The sequence below is a fragment of the Flavobacterium sp. DG2-3 genome (assembly GCF_030730925.1).
GTDB lineage: Bacteria > Bacteroidota > Bacteroidia > Flavobacteriales > Flavobacteriaceae > Flavobacterium.
On the sequence record NZ_JAVAMB010000029.1, the window covers coordinates 1 to 18028 of the forward strand.

Below are 18028 nucleotides of genomic sequence, written 5' to 3' on the forward strand. Positions count from 1 at the left end.
CATCGTAACAAAATTTATTAAAGTTAAATTTTGTTACCGAATTATCTAACCTTTACAATTTCGACGAAGGAGAAATCACACGCGGCTTTCCGTAAAGTTTGTCACCAATCTTTGTAGAGTTTCTAGTGTGATTTCTCCCTCCGGTCGAAATGACAAGTAAACTTGGAATTTGAACCCGAGCGATAGCGAACAGGCGAAGCAATTTAAAATATTGGAATTTAATTTTTCGAAGCATCAACAATCACATTTGCCACTTTCTCTGGCTGAGAAATAAACACCACGTGACTACCTTTAATCTGCGTGATTTTGGTGTTAGAACGTTTGTACATCGCACGTTCGATATCAGGATTGATACTTTTATCTTCAGTCGCTACGATTCCGTAAGAAGGTTTAGTTCTCCAAGCCGCTTTAGTTATTTTTGTTAAAAACCCTTGTGCATGAAAAGCGCCTTGCGAAGCATACATAAAATCGGCTTGTTCTTTGCTCAAATCGCCCGCAAAACCAGCGTGGAATTTAGCTTTGTCATAATATGCAATTCCTTTTTCATCTGGAGCCAATACACCATTTTCTGGAGCTGGAGGAGCAGTTTGTAACCATTGAACAGAATTTTCTCCATTATCAGGCTGTAAAGCCGCTACGTAAACCAAAGCCGCTACTTTCGGGTGATTTCCAGCTTCTGTAATTACAGTTCCACCCCAAGAATGCCCCACCAAAATTGTTGGTCCGTCTTGTTTGTCTAAAGCTAAGTTTGTAGCATTCACATCATCCTCCAAAGAACTCAACGGATTCTGAACGATGGTTACATTATAGCCTTTTTTAGTCAAAACCTTGTATAAACCCTGCCATCCAGATCCATCTGCAAAAGCACCGTGAACCAATACGACATTTTTAATTTTAGGGTTAGTTTGTGCGTTTACGTTTGTGAATGCTATACTAAAAATTATTACTGCGAATGCTAAAAAGCTTTTAAATATTGTTTTCATTTTTATAAAATTTTAGATTGTTGATTTTGATTATTTGTTGGAATTCCGTTTCCCCACAGTTTTGTCATTCCGCGGAACGAGGAATCTTCGCAAGTAGCTCCGCAAAGATTGGTGATATTCTTTGAAGAATTTCTGGTTCATCCTTCGACTCCGCTCAGGAGGACAAAGCTTTGTACGAAATGAGTTATAGCGAAAATACTAAGCAAATCACACAAGTAATTCCGCAAAGTGATTTGGAATTTGGAATTTTAAAATTTGGAATTTATTTATAATAAAGTGATTGCTAAACTAATCTCAGTATTCAACAACTTAGAAATTGGACAAATTTCTTTTGCTTTTTGTGCAGTTTGCTGAAACTCTTCTGCAGAAATTCCAGGTACTTTTCCGGTAAGTTCTAACTGAATTAAAGTAATAGTTCCGTCTTCAAAAGTTACTTTAGCGGTAGTGTCTAAATCTTCTGGAACGAAACCAGCTTCAGATAATAAAAAGCTTAATTGCATTGTAAAACAGCCAGAATGCGCTGCTGCGATTAATTCCTCAGGATTGGTTCCAACACCTTGCTCAAAACGAGTTTTGAATGATAATTGCGCATTGTCTAAAGTTGTGCTTTGTGTACTAATGGTTCCTTTTCCTTCCATTCCTGTACCTTTCCAGTTTGCGTTTGCTCTTCTTGTAAATTTCATGATTTTTATTTTTAAATTATTTTTTAAGATGTTCAAATCGTTTCTTTGATTTTGATGAGACAAAGGTATAGGGAAGCTCTTTATTAATCAAATTAATAATTTTTAGTAGTTATAAAATTTGTTTATAATTATTAAATGAGATATGTGTAGGGTAGAAAGGTGGAGTAAAATAAATATGAAGAGCGGAAGTTTTAGCAAAAATGGCTTCCTATTTTAATAGTGAAGATTCTGGGTTTATTATTCTGGCAATTTTATTATAGATGGTGGTGATGAGTTTTCAGGGTAAAAATTTGATTTTATTGATATGAAAAAGAGTCTGCTTATTATGGCAGACTCTTTCCATTTTAGTTTCTTATTCTCAAGTTTATACTAGAATTATTAAAACTATTAATTTTATATGTTATTGTTTTTTTTACTCTTATTCGTGTTATTCTTTTTTATTCTTCTATTTACTAATTTTATCCATATTTCTCTTAATCTATTATTATCGATATTTTTAAGAAGTAGATTATCTGTAAAATTCAAGATTTTGTGTATAGATTGATTTTCTCGGATCATATTGTCTAATTTTGTAAAATCATCTTCACTTATTATATCGCAATAAGGAATAGATAAATTTTTAAATTCATTAGGAACTAATTCTAATACGCCACCACCATAAAATCTTCCTTCTAATTCTGCTAATACAAAAGTTAAGGTGTTATAAAATGAAAAAGCTAAGTTTTTAATATTGTATGGATCTTTAGTTTGTAATCTATAAAAAGAATCAGTAACCAATGCGTCTGCTGAATTAACAATTATTTTGGGAAATAAATGAGATCTTTTTACAAAAAGACCTTCAGAATACCATATGCTGGGGATATGATACCAATTTTCTCTTTTTGTCATTTTATATCTTTTATGAAGCTCTCCTGATAAATCATCTTTTTTTTCTTCTCCCTTTAAAATATATTTAATAGCAATTTTATTTAGTTTAGTCTTTGGGATATTTGGAAATTGAACTAAAGAGACTCGCTCATTTTTATCTAATAGATTTTTATAGTCATTTTTTGTAAAATCCAAGCTATTCGATAAAATAGATCCTTTAGGTAAAATAGGCTTAATTAAATCTTCAATTTCATTTAATTGATTATCTAAAACTTCTGAATTTCTTATGATAAAATAGTCATTAGCAGCTGAGACAATTCCAACTTGAGCTTTTTCGCAATATTCTTTTATAGGTTTAAATTGATTTTTTAAACCTTCAATAAAATTTAAATCCTCATCACTCAAAATATAATTTGTCCATTTGTCTAGTGAAAACCGATGAATATTACTATGGAGTTCCGTGAATCTAGGTTCATTTAAATCTTCTAAAGACTCTACTTGGTAAAAAGAAACACCATGGTCTAATTTATTTTCAATTCCCTTAATTCCTATTAATGCTACTACATCTTGTTGAATTCCTTCAAAAATGAGTTCATTAAAAGCAAAAATCTCTACTCGATCAAATTCATTTTGAATTAATTTTCGTAATTCTTTTGTATAATTGACATGCATAATTTCCGCTGGAATTACGAAACACATTATTCCGTCATTTTTTAAACTCATTATTGCAGATTCAACAAATGCAGTCCAAAGATTGTTTATTTTGCTTTTTGTTTTTATTTGTGAGTTGTATTTCAGCATTTTAAGATGAACAGCTTCACAATTTAAAATTTGATTTTCCTCCATGTTTTTTTTTCTTACATATGGAGGATTTCCGAATATTAGAGAATATTTAAGTTTGTTATTTAGAAAAAAATTTAAGTAATCATCATTGATGGCTTTTAATTTGGATGATTTAGGAATTAATGAAACAGTTTTGTTTAGTTCACTCTTATCTATATCACAAATTGTCAAATCAATTGAGTTATATTTATTTAAATTACTCTTGCTAAAGAAAGAGCTAATGAATTGACCATCGCCACAACTTGGTTCAAGAATTGATAAATTTTTACTATTTAAGTAATTATTTGAAATATGCGAAACTAAAAAATCTGATAGAATTTTAGGTGTATAGTATGAGCCCGATCTTTTTTTGTCTTTCATTTAAAAATTTTATTCAAAAATTCTTCTTCAATTATGTAAAGTGCTAGTAAACAGTCTTTAAGTTCTTGTGTCTCACCTTCACTTCTCATTATATTTCTGCACTCATCAATTGAATTTCTTATGTCTTCTAATAACCAAAATATAGTATGTTGAATATTAAATAAGGATAATTCTCTGTAAATCCATTTACCAATGTTTGAGGTCCAATTTATATCTCCATCTGTGTGTCTTATAAAATGTGTGTCATACTCTTCATTACAAGGATCAATAAAACCTTCTTCATTCACTATACTGATATTTTCATCATCAGAAATCCATTTGCCAGACTTAGATCTATTACAAGATTTACATGAATAAACTAAGTTTTTATATTCGTTTGTTTTAATTTCATTTAATACTCTTTGAGGAACAAAATGGTCAATTTCGAAATCATTATTTCTTCTTTTATCGAATGAACCGCAATATCCACAACGAAGTTTAAAATCTTCTTTTAGCTCAAGGAAATATTCTCGATAATCAGATTTGTTTGCAATATGAAGTCTTCGTGCAGGAGGTGTACGTCTAAAACTCATAATCTTTAAGCCTTTCTATATTTAGATAGAATTTCGTTTACTTTTTTATTTGCATCATGTAATTCATCGATATAGGCTTTTTGCTCTAAAACTTCATGAATATCAATTATTCTAGTATCGATGGACATTAAAAATTTTTTCGCAATGAATAATTGATTTTCTTCATCTATATTTAAAGGTTCCATTCTTTTTTTTTCTTTTAACTTTTGTAAGGTTTCATTAGCTTTACTTATATCTTCATTATAATTATCAATTAAGGCTTTTAACTTATGTCTGAAATTTCTGCTTCTGTCAGTGTCTGTTTTAATCGATTTGTCATTTATCATATACATAATCTCATTTTCAACTTCAGGAATAACCTTGTCTTCCTTTGCTGTATAAATTATTTTTGGAAAATGTGGTCTGATCTTATGTATTCTTTCAATTATTTCATTTCCTTCAAACTGAACTCCGATATCGGAAAGGTGGTAGTCAACAACAATGCAATGAATTTTAGATGCTAGAATTTCCTCAATTAAATTATCTAATGAAGTGTTTTGATTTACATCAAACATAACAACCTCAAACATATCTTCTTGTGTTATTAAATTCGCAAAATCAATTCTTTCTCCTTCCTTTTCGTCAATGTAACCAATTAAATATTTTGCCATTTTAATTTACTTTTTAAATGATATTTTTATCTTAAAACCTTGCTCAGAATTCATGATTTCTACAGTTCCTTTGTAATCATCAATTACATTTTTAACAATATACATTCCTAAACCCGTTCCAATATTATTTCCTTTTCTATCTTTTTTTGTTGTAACCATTGGTTGGAAAATTTCTTCTGGATGCGAAAAAACATCTGATAAGCCTATTCCATTATCACTATAGATGATTTCAATTTGTTCAGAAACATTAATCCAATCAATAATAATTTCTCTATTGTATTTTTCTCGTCTTAATTTAAATGCTTCTAAAGAATTTGTGAGTAAATTATTAAAAATTGAATCCATGTCTATTTCAAAGGCTTTAATAGAATTGTTAATGTTTTTGTCACCTTTCAATATTACATTAACATTTCTTTCTTTTAAAACGAAACTCCAGTTTTCTTTCCACTTTTCAAAATAACTTCCATAATTTAAAGTCTTACGTTTTCTCTTATCCATTTTTATTGCATTCAAAGAATAATCAAGCCATCCTTTCAAATTGTGATGATCCTCAGAAATATGTTTAATTAATGTAAATGGATTTTTATAATCTGGTAGCCCAATTATAATATCATTTGATATTAATGATTTCAAATGATTTTGTAAAAACTCTAATCTTGGAATTAAATTATTACTGATTGATTTTAACTCGTGATCAAATGAAGCTACAATTAAACCAAGGCTTGCTAAGCTTCTGGATAATCTTAATTCAATATCTTTTTCATTTTCTTCGTTGTTTACACGTTCATCCTCTTCCTGTGAAAATTCCTTTAACTTCTCTAAAATTAAATCTTTAGTCTCACTATCTGCTTTTGTTTCATTTGAATTATTGTCTCTAGCTTGAACAATTTGATTAGCAATTTCTAATGCTTTTCTTTGTAATTCTTCCTCTTTAATTATCTCTAATTTTCTTTTTCTTTCTAAGAAAAAGGGATTTAATATTCTGCTTCGATCATATTCAAATTCATTTATTATACCGATAATTATTTCTTTAAATGTTTCAAAACTCGTATTTTCAATCAATGAACTACGATCAGATTTATCTCGTAATTCGGGATTTGTTACTCTCGATATATTTATTATTCCAGCGATTTGTCTTGATCGAACCCTCCAATCGCCAATTCTTTGTCCTGCACTTGCTGGACTTGAAGCTTGTCTTTTTCCTAAATCTAACCAGTCATCTCCAGGTTCTCCGTATGGTCTTACTCTAAAATGATCTCTATATATTTTAACGCCACCAAAATTTTCAAAAGATTTTTTGATTGACTCATAATCTTTTTCTTGATAGGGATAACTGAGCTTATCGTCTTTGTTTGGTTTTGATAGTTTTGTAAAGTAAAAAGAAAACCTAAAACTACCGACATCCGCTAATTGTTTTTGACTGTCTTCAAGTCTCCACTTTAGAATTTTATTAATACTTTTCTTGTATTCAAATGTTTTTCGCTCTAGAGTTTTTAGGTTATAAGGAGCAGACTCATTATCTAGAATATTTGAAAAATTTTCATCATAAATTTTCAAGTCTAGTTCCTCTCTAGTTATTTTTATGGTTACATCTAAGTTTTTTGAATCGTAAAAAGAATCAATTTTATAATCAAAATCATTAAAGAAAGCTGTAGAAACATTTCCATACTCTTTACTATTTTGTAAATGAATCAAGTTTATACTAAAGACTCCCAATTCTATTGGAGGGATTAGTGATTCCAGGCTCTTATGTAATTTTTTTATTTCAATATTATCCCAAATATCTCTTGGGCTATTAATTTTTATTATTGTTCCTGATTGAAAATCCTTATTTTCTAATACTTCATTTAATGATTCATTTTTTAGATCAGTCTTTAAGACGTCAAGTAAATTTAAATCACTCATATTTGTTAAATCAGCCTGTACTTCTGATAAGAGTTTCGATTGATCTTCAAATTGACTCCAATCCATTTTCCATTCAAATCCAGAAGAACTTTTAATGTTTTTCGTCAAAATTGTCGAAAACTTACCTAATCTATCTAAGGCAAATCTACCAAGTCCTTTAGCTCCAGTTTTTATTCTCCCTTTATCAGATGTAAACTGTAATAATTTATTATCAGTACCAATTTTCATCCATTTTTCGGAAATAATACTCCTATCCATTCCTTCACCATTATCAATAATATATAAGGCATTTTTAGAATTAAAGAAATTGTTTAATTCTATTATGGAATTTTCGATTAAATCAGAATTATCGTGAAATTTATATGCATCTCCTTGTGGAATATAAAATTCAGAAATAATCCCATTTTCGGAATTGAATTGATTATATTCTTTTTGTGAGATGAGTTGTGGTACTTTGGGATATTTAAGATCAAAAACAATTATGGCATTTTTAGCGTCTGCATCATAACAGTTTTTAACTAATTCAATTATGGCACCGTCAGCTGATGCAAAATTTTCTTGACCAATAAGCCTAGCAGTTCTAGCGGTTACATCAAAACTTATTTTAGACATCCTTAATAATTTATTTAATTCTTCTTATTTGATCAATAGATTTTGTTTTTATAATGATTCGATAAAAACGAAACTTATTTAATCTTCTTAAATCTAAGTATACAATGATATGAATATATATCGAATTGTAATATATTTCTATATTTTTTTTAAGTTTAATTTTATAATGTTTCAAAAAAAGATTTAACATCATGTATAGAACTACTGTTGTTAAATGATGCAATTACATTTCCTTGAATAGTTCCATCTCTAGCTTCTATATTCAAATTATCATGATTATAAACAAAGCAAAGTTTCCTACTGTCAACTTCTAGCCATAGAACATTTTTCATTTCACCATCTCTTGACATAACTTTAATGTTATTAGTTGTTTTCCAAATGATGCCGCCGGCAATTGCAAGAGCAATTTCATTGACATTTTGAGCGTGATGATTTGCACGGTCTAATACACCAGCTAAATATTCTCGAAGTAACTCAATATTTTGTATTGTAGTTGCCATAGTTTTATTTTAAAATTGAAAATAAATTTATTTGAACAAATGTCAGAATTTAAAATCTTTGACTGATACGGAAAACCGTAAAGATTAAAATTTAGTTTCAGCAAGTCTAGCAATAATTAAAAACAAAATCACAAGTATTTACACGGTATTTTCAAAAAAGAAAACCCTCAATCTAAAAGAACAAGGGTTTTAATTTTTTCAAAAAAGAAACATTATTCTACATCCAAATATGGATTTAAAGTCTCAGCTAATTCATTGAGCCAATAGAAACTGTCTCTTAACTTCGTTTCTTGCCGAATGTTTTCTTGTTCGCTCATCACGTTTAGTGCGAGGTTGAAATTGACCTGTCTTAGAGCTTTCGCCATAGATTGCGGGTCTATTCTGTCGTTGAAGAAATTCATCAGCCTGATTTCGGCTTCTTTTGAGAGGGTTTTGGTACTCATAACTCTGTAATTTAGGAAATATAAAACCCATGTAGCTAAGGTGTCCTACGCTTACAGAAGCGTTACGGTTGTTTCCAATGCCGCCACCATACCACATGGGCAAGAAGTTTTTTAAGTATCATATGTCTGTAATTTAGGAATGGCAAATATATTAAATTTGATGGTTTTAATATTAGGAAAATTAATACGTTTTTGTGAAAATTTTTTTCCAAAAATCATTTTTTTGAAAACGAAACCCCTAGCCCTGATAGAAGTGGAAATCCTTTTGTGGTGGGGTTCACCACAAAAGATTGGAACGGATAGCAGGAAACAGCTCCTGAAAAATATTCTCACTTCAACTTCACTTTGCAAACTTTAGATGAGCATAAGAATGAAGATTTACGTACAATTTGGTTTCAAATTACAATCTGAAACAAAGTAACCGACTGAATGCTAGTTTTTTTTGCTCGGTGAATTTAATTTTATGGAAACAATTTTATAAGACGACCAGAAGAATAAATTTTTAATGAATAATCTAACTTTTAAATTTATGAGAAATGCTTTTCTACTAATTGCAGTTTGTCTGAGTACGATTTTGTTCTCCTGCAAGAAAGATAAAGATCAATTGAATACGGAAACAGAGAAGTCTGATAGTGCCGACACGGCATTGATTGCCGATAGAGGCTGGCCTCGCGAAGCTGAAAATAACGGTGCGAAACTGGTTTATTATCAGCCTCAGGTAGACGACTGGAAAGATTTTAAAGAACTTACGGCGCGTGTGGCTTTTTCGCTGACTCCAAAAGACGGGAAACAGGTTTTGGGCGTGGCTTCTGTAAAAGTGGAAACGTTGGTAGATAAGGACAATCGAACTGCTTTTATTAAAAATCTTCAGGTGACAGATGTGCGTTTTCCTGCTTTGGATAAAAAGAAGGTTCCTGAAATGGAAAAATTGTTTAAAGAAACGCTGCCTCAAAGTGGAGATCCTATTTCGGTAGATCGTATTCTGGCTGATATAAGTCATACGAAAAGTCCGGCGAAAGGAATTGCGGGTAAAAATGATCCGCCTGCTATTTTTTACAGCACTAATCCGTCGATTTTGCTTATCGTGCAGGGAGAACCGGTTTTGGTTCCTATTGATAAATCGGATATCCAATATGTGGTGAATACCAACTGGGATTTGTTTTTTGATAAAGCGGGAAAAGATTATTACTTATTGGTAGACAATATTTGGCTGACTTCGAAAAGTGTTGAAGGGAAATGGACGAAAACAACGAAACTGCCTGCTGGTTTTAGCAGTCTGCCTTCGGGACAGAATTTTGATGATGTGATTAAAATGATTCCGCCGCCTTCTTCTGGAGGAGCGCCAGAGGTTTTTTACAGCAATAAACCTGCGGAATTGATTGCGGTAAACGGAAATCCGAAGTTTGTGAAAATTGACGGAACTAAATTGATGTATATTGACAATACCGAAAATGATGTTTTTGCCAGTGAAGCCGATGGACTGTATTATGTATTATTATCGGGAAGATGGTTTAAATCTAAAGCTTTAACGGGACCATGGACGTACGCAAGCAATAGTCTGCCAGCTGATTTTGCTAAGATTCCGAAAGATTCTCCACGTGCGAATGTGTTGTCTTCTGTGCCAGGAACGCAGGAAGCAAATGATGCTGTGATGTTATCTCAGGTTCCGACAACTGCTATTTTGAAAAAATCGGATGCTGAAGCGAAAGTTAAAGTAACGTATGATGGTGGAACGCCTCAGTTTAAACCTATTGAAGGAACGAAAATGCAATATGCAAGCAATACGCAGGAGAAAATTATAAAAGTTGGGGATTTGTACTATTTATGTTTTCAAGCGGTTTGGTTTATGTCGACTAGTCCAAACGGACCTTGGAAAACAGCCGATTCTGTTCCGAAAGAAATTTATACGATTCCGCCAAGTTCGCCAGTATATAATGTGACGTATGTAACGCAAACGACAACAGATACAACGGTTGAAAGTAGTTCGACGGCTGGATATTTAGGCGCTTTTATTATTGGTGCTACGTTTGGCGCGATATTGACTTATGGTACAGGATGGTATTATCCGCCTTATATGTATTACGGCGGACTGTATCCAATTTATCGTCCGTGGCCTTATGCGTATGGCGGAGGGGCAGTTTACAATCCGTGGACGGGTGGTTATGCGGCCGGAAGACGCGTTTATGGCCCTTACGGTGCTGCTGGAACTTCGGCTTGGTATAATCCGGCAACAGGAAGATACGGTCGTTCTGCAAGTGTTCAGGGCTGGTACGGTGGTCGTACGGCAGCAAGCACTTATAATCCGTGGACTGGAAATTATGCTAGAACTAATCAAGGGCATAATGCGTATGCGCAATGGGGACATTCTGCTGCGACAAATGGCAATCAATGGGCGCAGACTGGACATATTACGACTCGACGCGGAACGGCAGTTGGCTATAAAACTTCGGGAGGACAAGAAGGCGTGATTACGCATCACCGTGGCGGAGGAACTACTATTCATACCAATAATAATCTATATGCAGGTCACGATGGTCACGTGTATAAAAGAGATGCTAATGGAAACTGGAGCCATTATAATAATGGAAACGGTGGCTGGACACAGGCAGGAACTTTAGGTTCATCCAAAAAAGCGGGTGAAGGAATTCAAAATAGAGCCAATCAAGGACTAGGAGCAAATGGTGCTGGAGAGCGTATTCAGCGTGATAAACCGAATCAAGGACTTGGAGCAAATGGAGCAGGAGAAAGAATTCAGCCGAGAGCAAATCAAAATTTAGGAGGCGAAACCAGAATAGGCGACGGAGCACAACGAGGTAATTTAGGAGGTGAAACTAGAATGGGTGACGGAATCCAGAGAGATAATTTCCCTAAAGCAGATCAAACACTTGGGCATCCTGATAAACCGCTTGGAGAAGCTGGACGCCCTGACGTGACAAACGACCTCGATCGTTCTGCTTTTTCAAGAGACCGCGGAGAAATGCAAACGCGTAACTTTCAAAACATCCAAAGAGGTGGCGGCGGAGGCGGCTTTGGCGGAGGCGGTTTTAGAGGCGGCGGAGGCTTTAGAGGTAGAAGATAAAAGAGTAAAGGGTCAATTATAATTCAGAAAAATCAGGAATGGTAGCAATACTAAACCTGATTTTTTTTATGCGTTTTTTTAACCGCAAAGAGCGCAAAGGTTTACGCAAAGCACGCTAAGTTTTTTTAATCTCGCAAAGTCGCGAAGTCGCAAAGTTATTTTAGAAAAGCATGTTTCACGCAGATTTAAAAAGATTGCAGCAGATGCGCGCAGATTATTTATAAAAATCCTTTTAGATCTGCCAAAATCTTTGTGAAAAAAAACTTTGCGCCTTTGTGCCTTTGCGAGCAATTTCCATCAGTTTTATCCACAAAGCTTTGCGTTCTTTGCGGTTAAATCATCTAGCATTTCACATCTCACATTTCACAACTTAAACATTGTCCGTTTCCCCCTGAAATTTGTCCGTTTGAACTATTTTCTCATTTCGTAAGAAGCATTACCGATATACTTTTGACTCAGAAATTAACTGATAACAAATAATTTAAAATCAAAAGTTATGGAAACGAAAAAACAAAAAACATGGGTTGTAATCGCAATTATTATTTTAGGAATCATAGCCTTTTTAGTTCCGAATCAGATTACGGCACAAACAGGAGTAAAACGCACGGATTTGCAAAAACACGATCTAAGTATTCCGGGACGTGAAACCATTCAAGCTAGAATTGATTTTGATGCACATTCCGCATTTGGAAAACACTTTCACCCAGGAGAAGAAGTGATTTATGTTCTGGAAGGTTCTTTAGAATATCAAATTGAAGGCGAAAAACCGGTAACACTAAAAGCAGGAGAAGTGCTTTTTATCCCGGCAGGGGTAGTGCATTCCGCTAAAAATAATACCAATGCCAAAGCAGCCGAACTGGCGACATATATTGTAGAAAAAGGAAAACCGACTTTGACTTTGGTGAAGTAAGATTTCAAGTTGAATGCGTATGATTTTTTAACGCAAAGAACGCTAAGAAATTTTATCTAAAGTGGTTTTATGTAAACGTAAAAAAGTTCGCAAAGCTTTGCATAATAAAATGCTTTTTTAATCTCGCAAAGTCGCAAAGACGCCAAGTTTTAAGACAAAGCTTTGTGAACTTAAGCAAACTTAGTTTGAGCTCAAAAAAACTCAGCGCCCTCTGCGAATCCTTTGCGCCCTTTGCGTTAAAATAGTAGTAATAAAAAACATAAGACTTTTTTAATCTCGCAAAGTCGCGAAGCCGCAAAGTTTAAGACAAAGCTTTGTGAACTTAAAGCAAACTTAGTTTGAGCTCAAAAAAACTTAGCGCCCTCTTCGGATCCTTTGCGCCCTTTGCGTTAAAATAGTAGTAATAAAAAACATAAGACTTTTTTAATCTCGCAAAGACGCGAAATCGCAAAGTTTTGAAGACAAAGCTTTGTGAACTCAAAGAAACTAAGTTTCATCTTAAAAACTTTGCGTTTTCTGCGAAAAATCCTTTGCGCCCTTTGCGTTAAAAAAAAAGCAGCAGTAAAAACTTAGAGCCTTAGTGTCTTCGTGGCAAAAACACATACTGTCCATTTCAACCCCAACTTTGTCCACTTCACCTTTTTTCTCCTTTCAAAACAAGCAATGTCGAGATACCTTTGACGAAGAAATTAACTGATAATCAAATAATAAAAAACAAATAATTATGAAAACGATATTAAAAATCACAAACAGCATTTTAGCAAAAACATTCTTAATCGCTATCCTTTTTATGGGAGCAACTTTAGCTCAAGCACAAACTTCAACTCAAAAAACAATCGAAGTTAGCAGTTCACTAGGAACTTTAAAACAAATCAACGCTGGACTTTTAAATGTTGGTTATACCGAAGCAGGTCCAGCAAACGGAACTCCAGTAATATTACTTCACGGTTGGCCTTACGATATTCACAGCTATAATGAAGTTGTTCCGATTCTGGTTGCAAAAGGATACCACGTCTTTACACCTTATTTAAGAGGTTTTGGGACTACAACCTTCCTTTCAAAAGAAACCTTCAGAAACGGTCAGCAAGCAGCTTTAGCAAGTGATATTATAGCTTTTATGGATGCGTTGAAAATTGATAAAGCCGTAATTGGCGGTTTCGATTGGGGAGCAAGAACAGCGGTTGTCGTATCGGCACTTTGGCCAGAACGTGTAAAAGGTTTGGTTTCGGTAAGCGGTTATTTGGTAGTGAATTTAGAAGCAAATTTAAAACCGCTTCCTCCAACTGCTGAATTAGGATGGTGGTACCAATATTATTTCGCAACCGAAAGAGGAAAACAAGGGTACACTCAAAACACTTACGATTTCAATAAACTAATATGGAAAATCGCTTCTCCACTATGGAATTTCGACAAAGCAACTTACGATCAGACAGCGCAATCATTTGACAATCCAGATCATGTAGCTATTGTGATTCACAATTACAGATGGAGACAATCTCTAGAAGTTGGTGAATCTAAATACGATGCTTTAGAAAAACGTTTGTCAGCAAAACCAGAGATTAAAGTTCCAACCATTACAATAGGAAGTGATTTTGACGGCGCTTTCGCGGATGGAAAAGCGTACGCAAACAAATTCACAGGAAAATACGAACACAGAATTTTGAAAGGAATCGGACACAACGTTCCGCAAGAAGATCCAAAGGTGTTTGCACAAGCAATAATTGATGTTACTCAATTGAGATAATTAGATAATTAGTCAATTAGAAAATTCAATATCAATAAAATTTAAACACATAGAGACATAGCTTTTAGGTTGCTGAAAAAAGGCATTTCATTTTGTCTAAATGCACATAGCTATGTGTGAGAAACTAGTTTCTTTTAGCACTCTTTTTTATTCATTTCAAAAAAAATCTATGTCTCTATGTGTTAAAACATCAATTCAAAAATCAATAACATTTTATAATAATCTAAAATCAACAATCTAAAATCTAAAATTTAAAATCATGAACACAAAAGTTTTATACACAGGAAAAATACACACAACAGGCGGTAGAGAAGGAGCTTCTCAAAGTTCAGACGAACAATTGAATATCAAATTAAGCGCACCGGGATCTGGACGTCCGGGTACAAATCCAGAACAGTTATTTGCAGCAGGATGGTCGGCTTGCTTTATCGGAGCTTTAGGAATTGCGGCAGCAAAACAAGGAGTTAAACTTCCTGCTGATACTGCGGTAGATGCCGAAGTCGATTTATGTGTAACGGAAGGAGAATATTCGCTTCAAGCGAGATTAAATATCAGCCTTCCAGGAATAGATACTGAGACTGCAGAAGCTTTGGCGGCTCAAGCACATCAAACTTGTCCGTATTCTAAGGCTACAAGAGGAAATATTTTTGTAGAAATTAATATTCTTTAATTAGTCGTTAACCTGCAAGGTTTTCAAAACCTTGTAGGTTTTTATAATTTTTTAGAATGTTCAAATCATACCTACAAGGTTTTGAAAACCTTGCAGGAAAACAATAACTAAGGAAATGAAAGAAATTAAAAAAATAACAGCTTTATTAGTGCTGTTTCTTTTAACAGGAAACAGTATTTTCAGTCAAAACGCAGATAAAAAAGGTTTTGCCCTTTTAGAATTATATACATCAGAAGGTTGTTCAAGTTGTCCGCCGGCAGACGAATTGTTAGGCAAAATCCAGAATGAATATCATGATAAAAATGTTTATGTATTAGCGTATCATGTAGATTATTGGGACAAGCAAGGCTGGAAAGATATTTTTAGCAATGCCAACTATACGCAGAGACAATACGATTACGCTCAATTTTTGGGAAAAGAACCAATTTACACACCGCAAGTTATCATTAACGGAAAAGCTGATTATATTGGTTCTCAGGAAACAAGCCTTAGAAACGGAATTAAATCGGCACTTTCTAAACCTGCCGTAGCTGATTTGTCTTTAGACGGAAAACAGCAAAATGATAAATTAACGTTGAATTACAGCATTAATGGCGCTTTAAAAAACAGTCGTTTATTGGTTGCAGTCGTTCAGAAATCGGCTAAAAGCAATGTAAAAAGAGGAGAGAATGCACATCGCGTTTTATCGCATTTTCAAATCGTACAGCGTTTGCAGTCTATTGATTTGAAAACTTCAAAAGGAAGTACAACAATTGCTTTGCCGAAAAATTACAATACAGAAGATTTTGAAGTGGTTGGCTTTGTTCAGGATAGTCGAACTGGAGCTATTTTGGGTGTAAATCGAGTGTAGTTTTTGTTTCACGCAGATTTAGCAGATTGAAGCAGATATCGCAGATTTTTAAACACATAGAAACATAGATTGCTTTGCGTATGAAGGCGTTTCACTTGCATAAATACACATAGCTGTTGTCATCTGCTTTGTCAAAGTTTCAAACTTTGACAAAGCTTAGGCGTTCTATCATTTAGATGAAGAGAATCGTTTCAATAATCCGAGCCAACTATGTGTTAAAAACTAGTTTTTTTCTCCCTTCTCGTTTAGAATAGAATAAAAAACTCTATGTTTCTATGTGTTTAAAAAAAACAATAATCTGCACTATCTGCATAAATCTTTTTTAAATCTGCGTGAAAAACCCTTTCAAAATAAACCTATCTTTGGCAGACTAAGATCAAAAACAACCTTAAATTATGGAAAAAGTTAAACGCTTTCAGGTTTCTCAAAAAGTCATTTGGGGAAGTTCTATTGCGCTGGCGGTTATGGCTTCGATACCCAAATTATTTGATGCCGATTCTACGCTTCATGATCTTATCATAAATTCTTCGATTACACTACTGTTTTCCCTTTTTATATGGTATTACAATATTTACAGTTTACCCAAATTTTCATCGCATAAAGCTAATAAAAGCCTGTTTAACTGGAAACTTTTGCTGAGTGTCGTAATGGGAATTCTGCTGATGGTTATTCTGGTAATTGCACATCAGGAACTTTTTCAGGTGTCAAAAATGGACGCACCGATTATGTTCGAACTTCGCGGGGTTTTGATTAACCTTATTGTGTATATGTTTTTGCATTTGCTTTTTCAAAACTACCAGACACAGCAAATGGGAGTAGAATTGGAGCGCACAAAAGCAGTAAATCTGGGCGCTCAATACGAATTATTAAAACAGCAGGTTAATCCGCATTTTTTATTTAATAGTTTGAATACACTGAAATCGATGGTCGATATTCAAGATCCGCAGAGTTCAGATTTTATTTTGAAATTGTCTGATTTTTACCGCTTTACTTTAGAAAGCCGTAAAATGGATTTGATTCCGCTTAGTGAAGAACTTCAGATTTTGGATTCGTATGTTTATCTGCTAAAAGCGCGTTTCGAAGACGGATTTGTTTTAGAAAAAGAAATTGATCCGAAACAATACGAATCTGCTATTCCGCCTTTTTCGCTGCAGTTATTAATTGAAAATTGTATCAAACACAATGTGGTTTCTTTAGATAAACCTTTGATAATAAAACTTTATACGGAAAATGAATTTTTAGTAGTTGAAAATAAAATTCAGCTGAAAAGAGGTGCGGTTTCTACAGGCGTTGGTTTGGATAATATTAATCAGCGTTTTATGCATCTCATTCACAAAGAAATCATAATTGATAAAGACGAAACCACTTTTAAAGTAAAAATACCACTCCTTTATGAATATCATAATAATTGAAGATGAAGTAAAAACGGCCAAAGCGCTTGGCCAGCTTATTCTGAGCATCAGACCCGATGTTCAGATTTTGTCGTATATACAAAGCATTGATGGAGCGGTTGATTATCTTTTGGAAAACGATCAACCCGACTTGATTTTTATGGATATTCAGCTGGCAGATGGCCAGTGTTTTGAGATTTTTAAGAATGTTGAGGTTGTGTCTCCAGTCATTTTTTGTACCGCTTTTGACGATTATGCAATCGAAGCTTTTAAGTCAAACGGAATTGATTATGTTCTAAAGCCTTTTTCAAGAGATAGTATTTCCCAAGCTTTAAAAAAAGCAGGAGAACTGAAAAATTTCTTTCAGCGAAATAAAAAAGCAATGCCAGATTTCGAATATTTGCTTACGCGAAATGGGGAAAATAAAGGGAAAAGCAGTTTTTTGGTTTTCAAAAACAATAAATATCAGACGGTTTTAACGGAGAATATCGCGTTTTTCTTTATCAAAAATGAAACGCCTACGATTATGACTTTAGATAAAAACGAATATCCGTTAACGCAGTCACTAGACGAAATTCATAAGCTTTTGTCGCCAATTCAGTTCTTTAGAATCAACAGACAGTATTTGGTTAATTTTTCAGCAATTAGAGAAGCAGAACATTATTTTTCGCGTAAAATAATCGTGAAATTAAGTGTTCCAACAGAAGAAAAAATATTAGTTGGAAAAGAAAAAGCAACAGCATTTTTAAGCTGGTTAGAAAACCGATAAATCCAATTAATTTATCGTTTTCTATAAATTAATTGGATACTTTTTTAGAGCCATAAATCGACTCCAGGAAACATAAAACAACTCAAAAAGAAAAGAGCTGATAATATAAAACAGATAATAAGAATGATTTTTTTCATTGGGAAAGAATTAAATTGAAATAAAAAAAGAGAGTTTTTAGTCTCTATAGTAAGCTTCGG

General features: G+C 33.5%; 15 protein-coding genes. 7 read left to right on the forward strand and 8 right to left on the reverse strand.

Annotated features, from left to right (window positions below; genetic code table 11):
* Positions 1-218 precede the first annotated feature (218 nt).
* The 8 genes from Q9Q97_RS22340 to Q9Q97_RS22375 all read right to left on the reverse strand — a co-directional run bounded on the left by Q9Q97_RS22340 (position 219) and on the right by Q9Q97_RS22375 (position 8418).
* Positions 219-983 carry an alpha/beta hydrolase gene (locus Q9Q97_RS22340; protein WP_306161207.1) on the reverse strand — a complete coding sequence of 255 codons (765 nt, stop codon included), beginning with the start codon at positions 981-983 and terminating at the stop codon, positions 219-221.
* Between the two features lie 266 nt (positions 984-1249).
* Positions 1250-1666: an OsmC family protein gene (locus Q9Q97_RS22345; RefSeq protein ID WP_306161209.1), complete on the reverse strand. Its 417-nt coding sequence runs from the start codon at positions 1664-1666 to the stop codon at positions 1250-1252.
* Positions 1667-2059: 393 nt separating this feature from the next.
* Positions 2060-3736 carry an Eco57I restriction-modification methylase domain-containing protein gene (locus tag Q9Q97_RS22350; RefSeq protein ID WP_306161211.1) on the reverse strand — a complete coding sequence of 559 codons (1677 nt, stop codon included), beginning with the start codon at positions 3734-3736 and terminating at the stop codon, positions 2060-2062.
* Positions 3733-4308, reverse strand: a complete 576-nt coding sequence (locus Q9Q97_RS22355; protein WP_306161213.1) for an HNH endonuclease — start codon at positions 4306-4308, stop codon at positions 3733-3735. The genes Q9Q97_RS22350 and Q9Q97_RS22355 overlap by 4 nt, the downstream gene beginning before the upstream one ends.
* A 5-nt stretch (positions 4309-4313) precedes the next feature.
* Positions 4314-4958 (reverse strand): hypothetical protein, encoded by a 645-nt coding sequence (locus tag Q9Q97_RS22360; protein ID WP_306161215.1) that lies wholly within the window; start codon positions 4956-4958, stop codon positions 4314-4316.
* Positions 4959-4964: 6 nt separating this feature from the next.
* On the reverse strand, positions 4965-7475 hold the full coding sequence (locus Q9Q97_RS22365; protein ID WP_306161216.1) for a sensor histidine kinase: 2511 nt from the start codon (positions 7473-7475) through the stop codon (positions 4965-4967).
* A 161-nt stretch (positions 7476-7636) separates the two neighbouring features.
* Positions 7637-7975: a hypothetical protein gene (locus Q9Q97_RS22370; RefSeq protein WP_306161218.1), complete on the reverse strand. Its 339-nt coding sequence runs from the start codon at positions 7973-7975 to the stop codon at positions 7637-7639.
* A 212-nt stretch (positions 7976-8187) separates the two neighbouring features.
* Entirely contained in the window at positions 8188-8418 is a 231-nt protein-coding gene (locus Q9Q97_RS22375) for a hypothetical protein (RefSeq protein WP_306161220.1), read from the reverse strand.
* Positions 8419-8947: 529 nt separating this feature from the next.
* Here Q9Q97_RS22375 and Q9Q97_RS22380 point away from each other — a divergent pair.
* The 7 genes from Q9Q97_RS22380 to Q9Q97_RS22410 all read left to right on the forward strand — a co-directional run bounded on the left by Q9Q97_RS22380 (position 8948) and on the right by Q9Q97_RS22410 (position 17831).
* Entirely contained in the window at positions 8948-11497 is a 2550-nt protein-coding gene (locus Q9Q97_RS22380) for a hypothetical protein (RefSeq protein WP_306161222.1), read from the forward strand.
* A gap of 496 nt (positions 11498-11993) precedes the next feature.
* The gene (locus Q9Q97_RS22385) at positions 11994-12407 is read left to right on the forward strand and encodes a cupin domain-containing protein (RefSeq protein WP_306161224.1); all 414 of its coding nucleotides are present in this window, start codon (positions 11994-11996) and stop codon (positions 12405-12407) included.
* A 724-nt stretch (positions 12408-13131) separates the two neighbouring features.
* A complete protein-coding gene (locus Q9Q97_RS22390; RefSeq protein WP_306161226.1) occupies positions 13132-14151 on the forward strand; it encodes an alpha/beta fold hydrolase in 1020 nt (339 codons plus the stop codon).
* A 259-nt stretch (positions 14152-14410) separates the two neighbouring features.
* Complete coding sequence (locus Q9Q97_RS22395) at positions 14411-14821, forward strand: organic hydroperoxide resistance protein (RefSeq protein WP_306161228.1); 411 nt, start codon at positions 14411-14413, stop codon at positions 14819-14821.
* A gap of 115 nt (positions 14822-14936) precedes the next feature.
* Positions 14937-15671 carry a thioredoxin family protein gene (locus tag Q9Q97_RS22400; protein ID WP_306161230.1) on the forward strand — a complete coding sequence of 245 codons (735 nt, stop codon included), beginning with the start codon at positions 14937-14939 and terminating at the stop codon, positions 15669-15671.
* Positions 15672-16066: 395 nt separating this feature from the next.
* Positions 16067-17083 (forward strand): sensor histidine kinase, encoded by a 1017-nt coding sequence (locus tag Q9Q97_RS22405; RefSeq protein WP_306161232.1) that lies wholly within the window; start codon positions 16067-16069, stop codon positions 17081-17083.
* A complete protein-coding gene (locus tag Q9Q97_RS22410; RefSeq protein ID WP_306161234.1) occupies positions 17064-17831 on the forward strand; it encodes a LytTR family DNA-binding domain-containing protein in 768 nt (255 codons plus the stop codon). The genes Q9Q97_RS22405 and Q9Q97_RS22410 overlap by 20 nt, the downstream gene beginning before the upstream one ends.
* Positions 17832-18028: the final 197 nt, after the last annotated feature.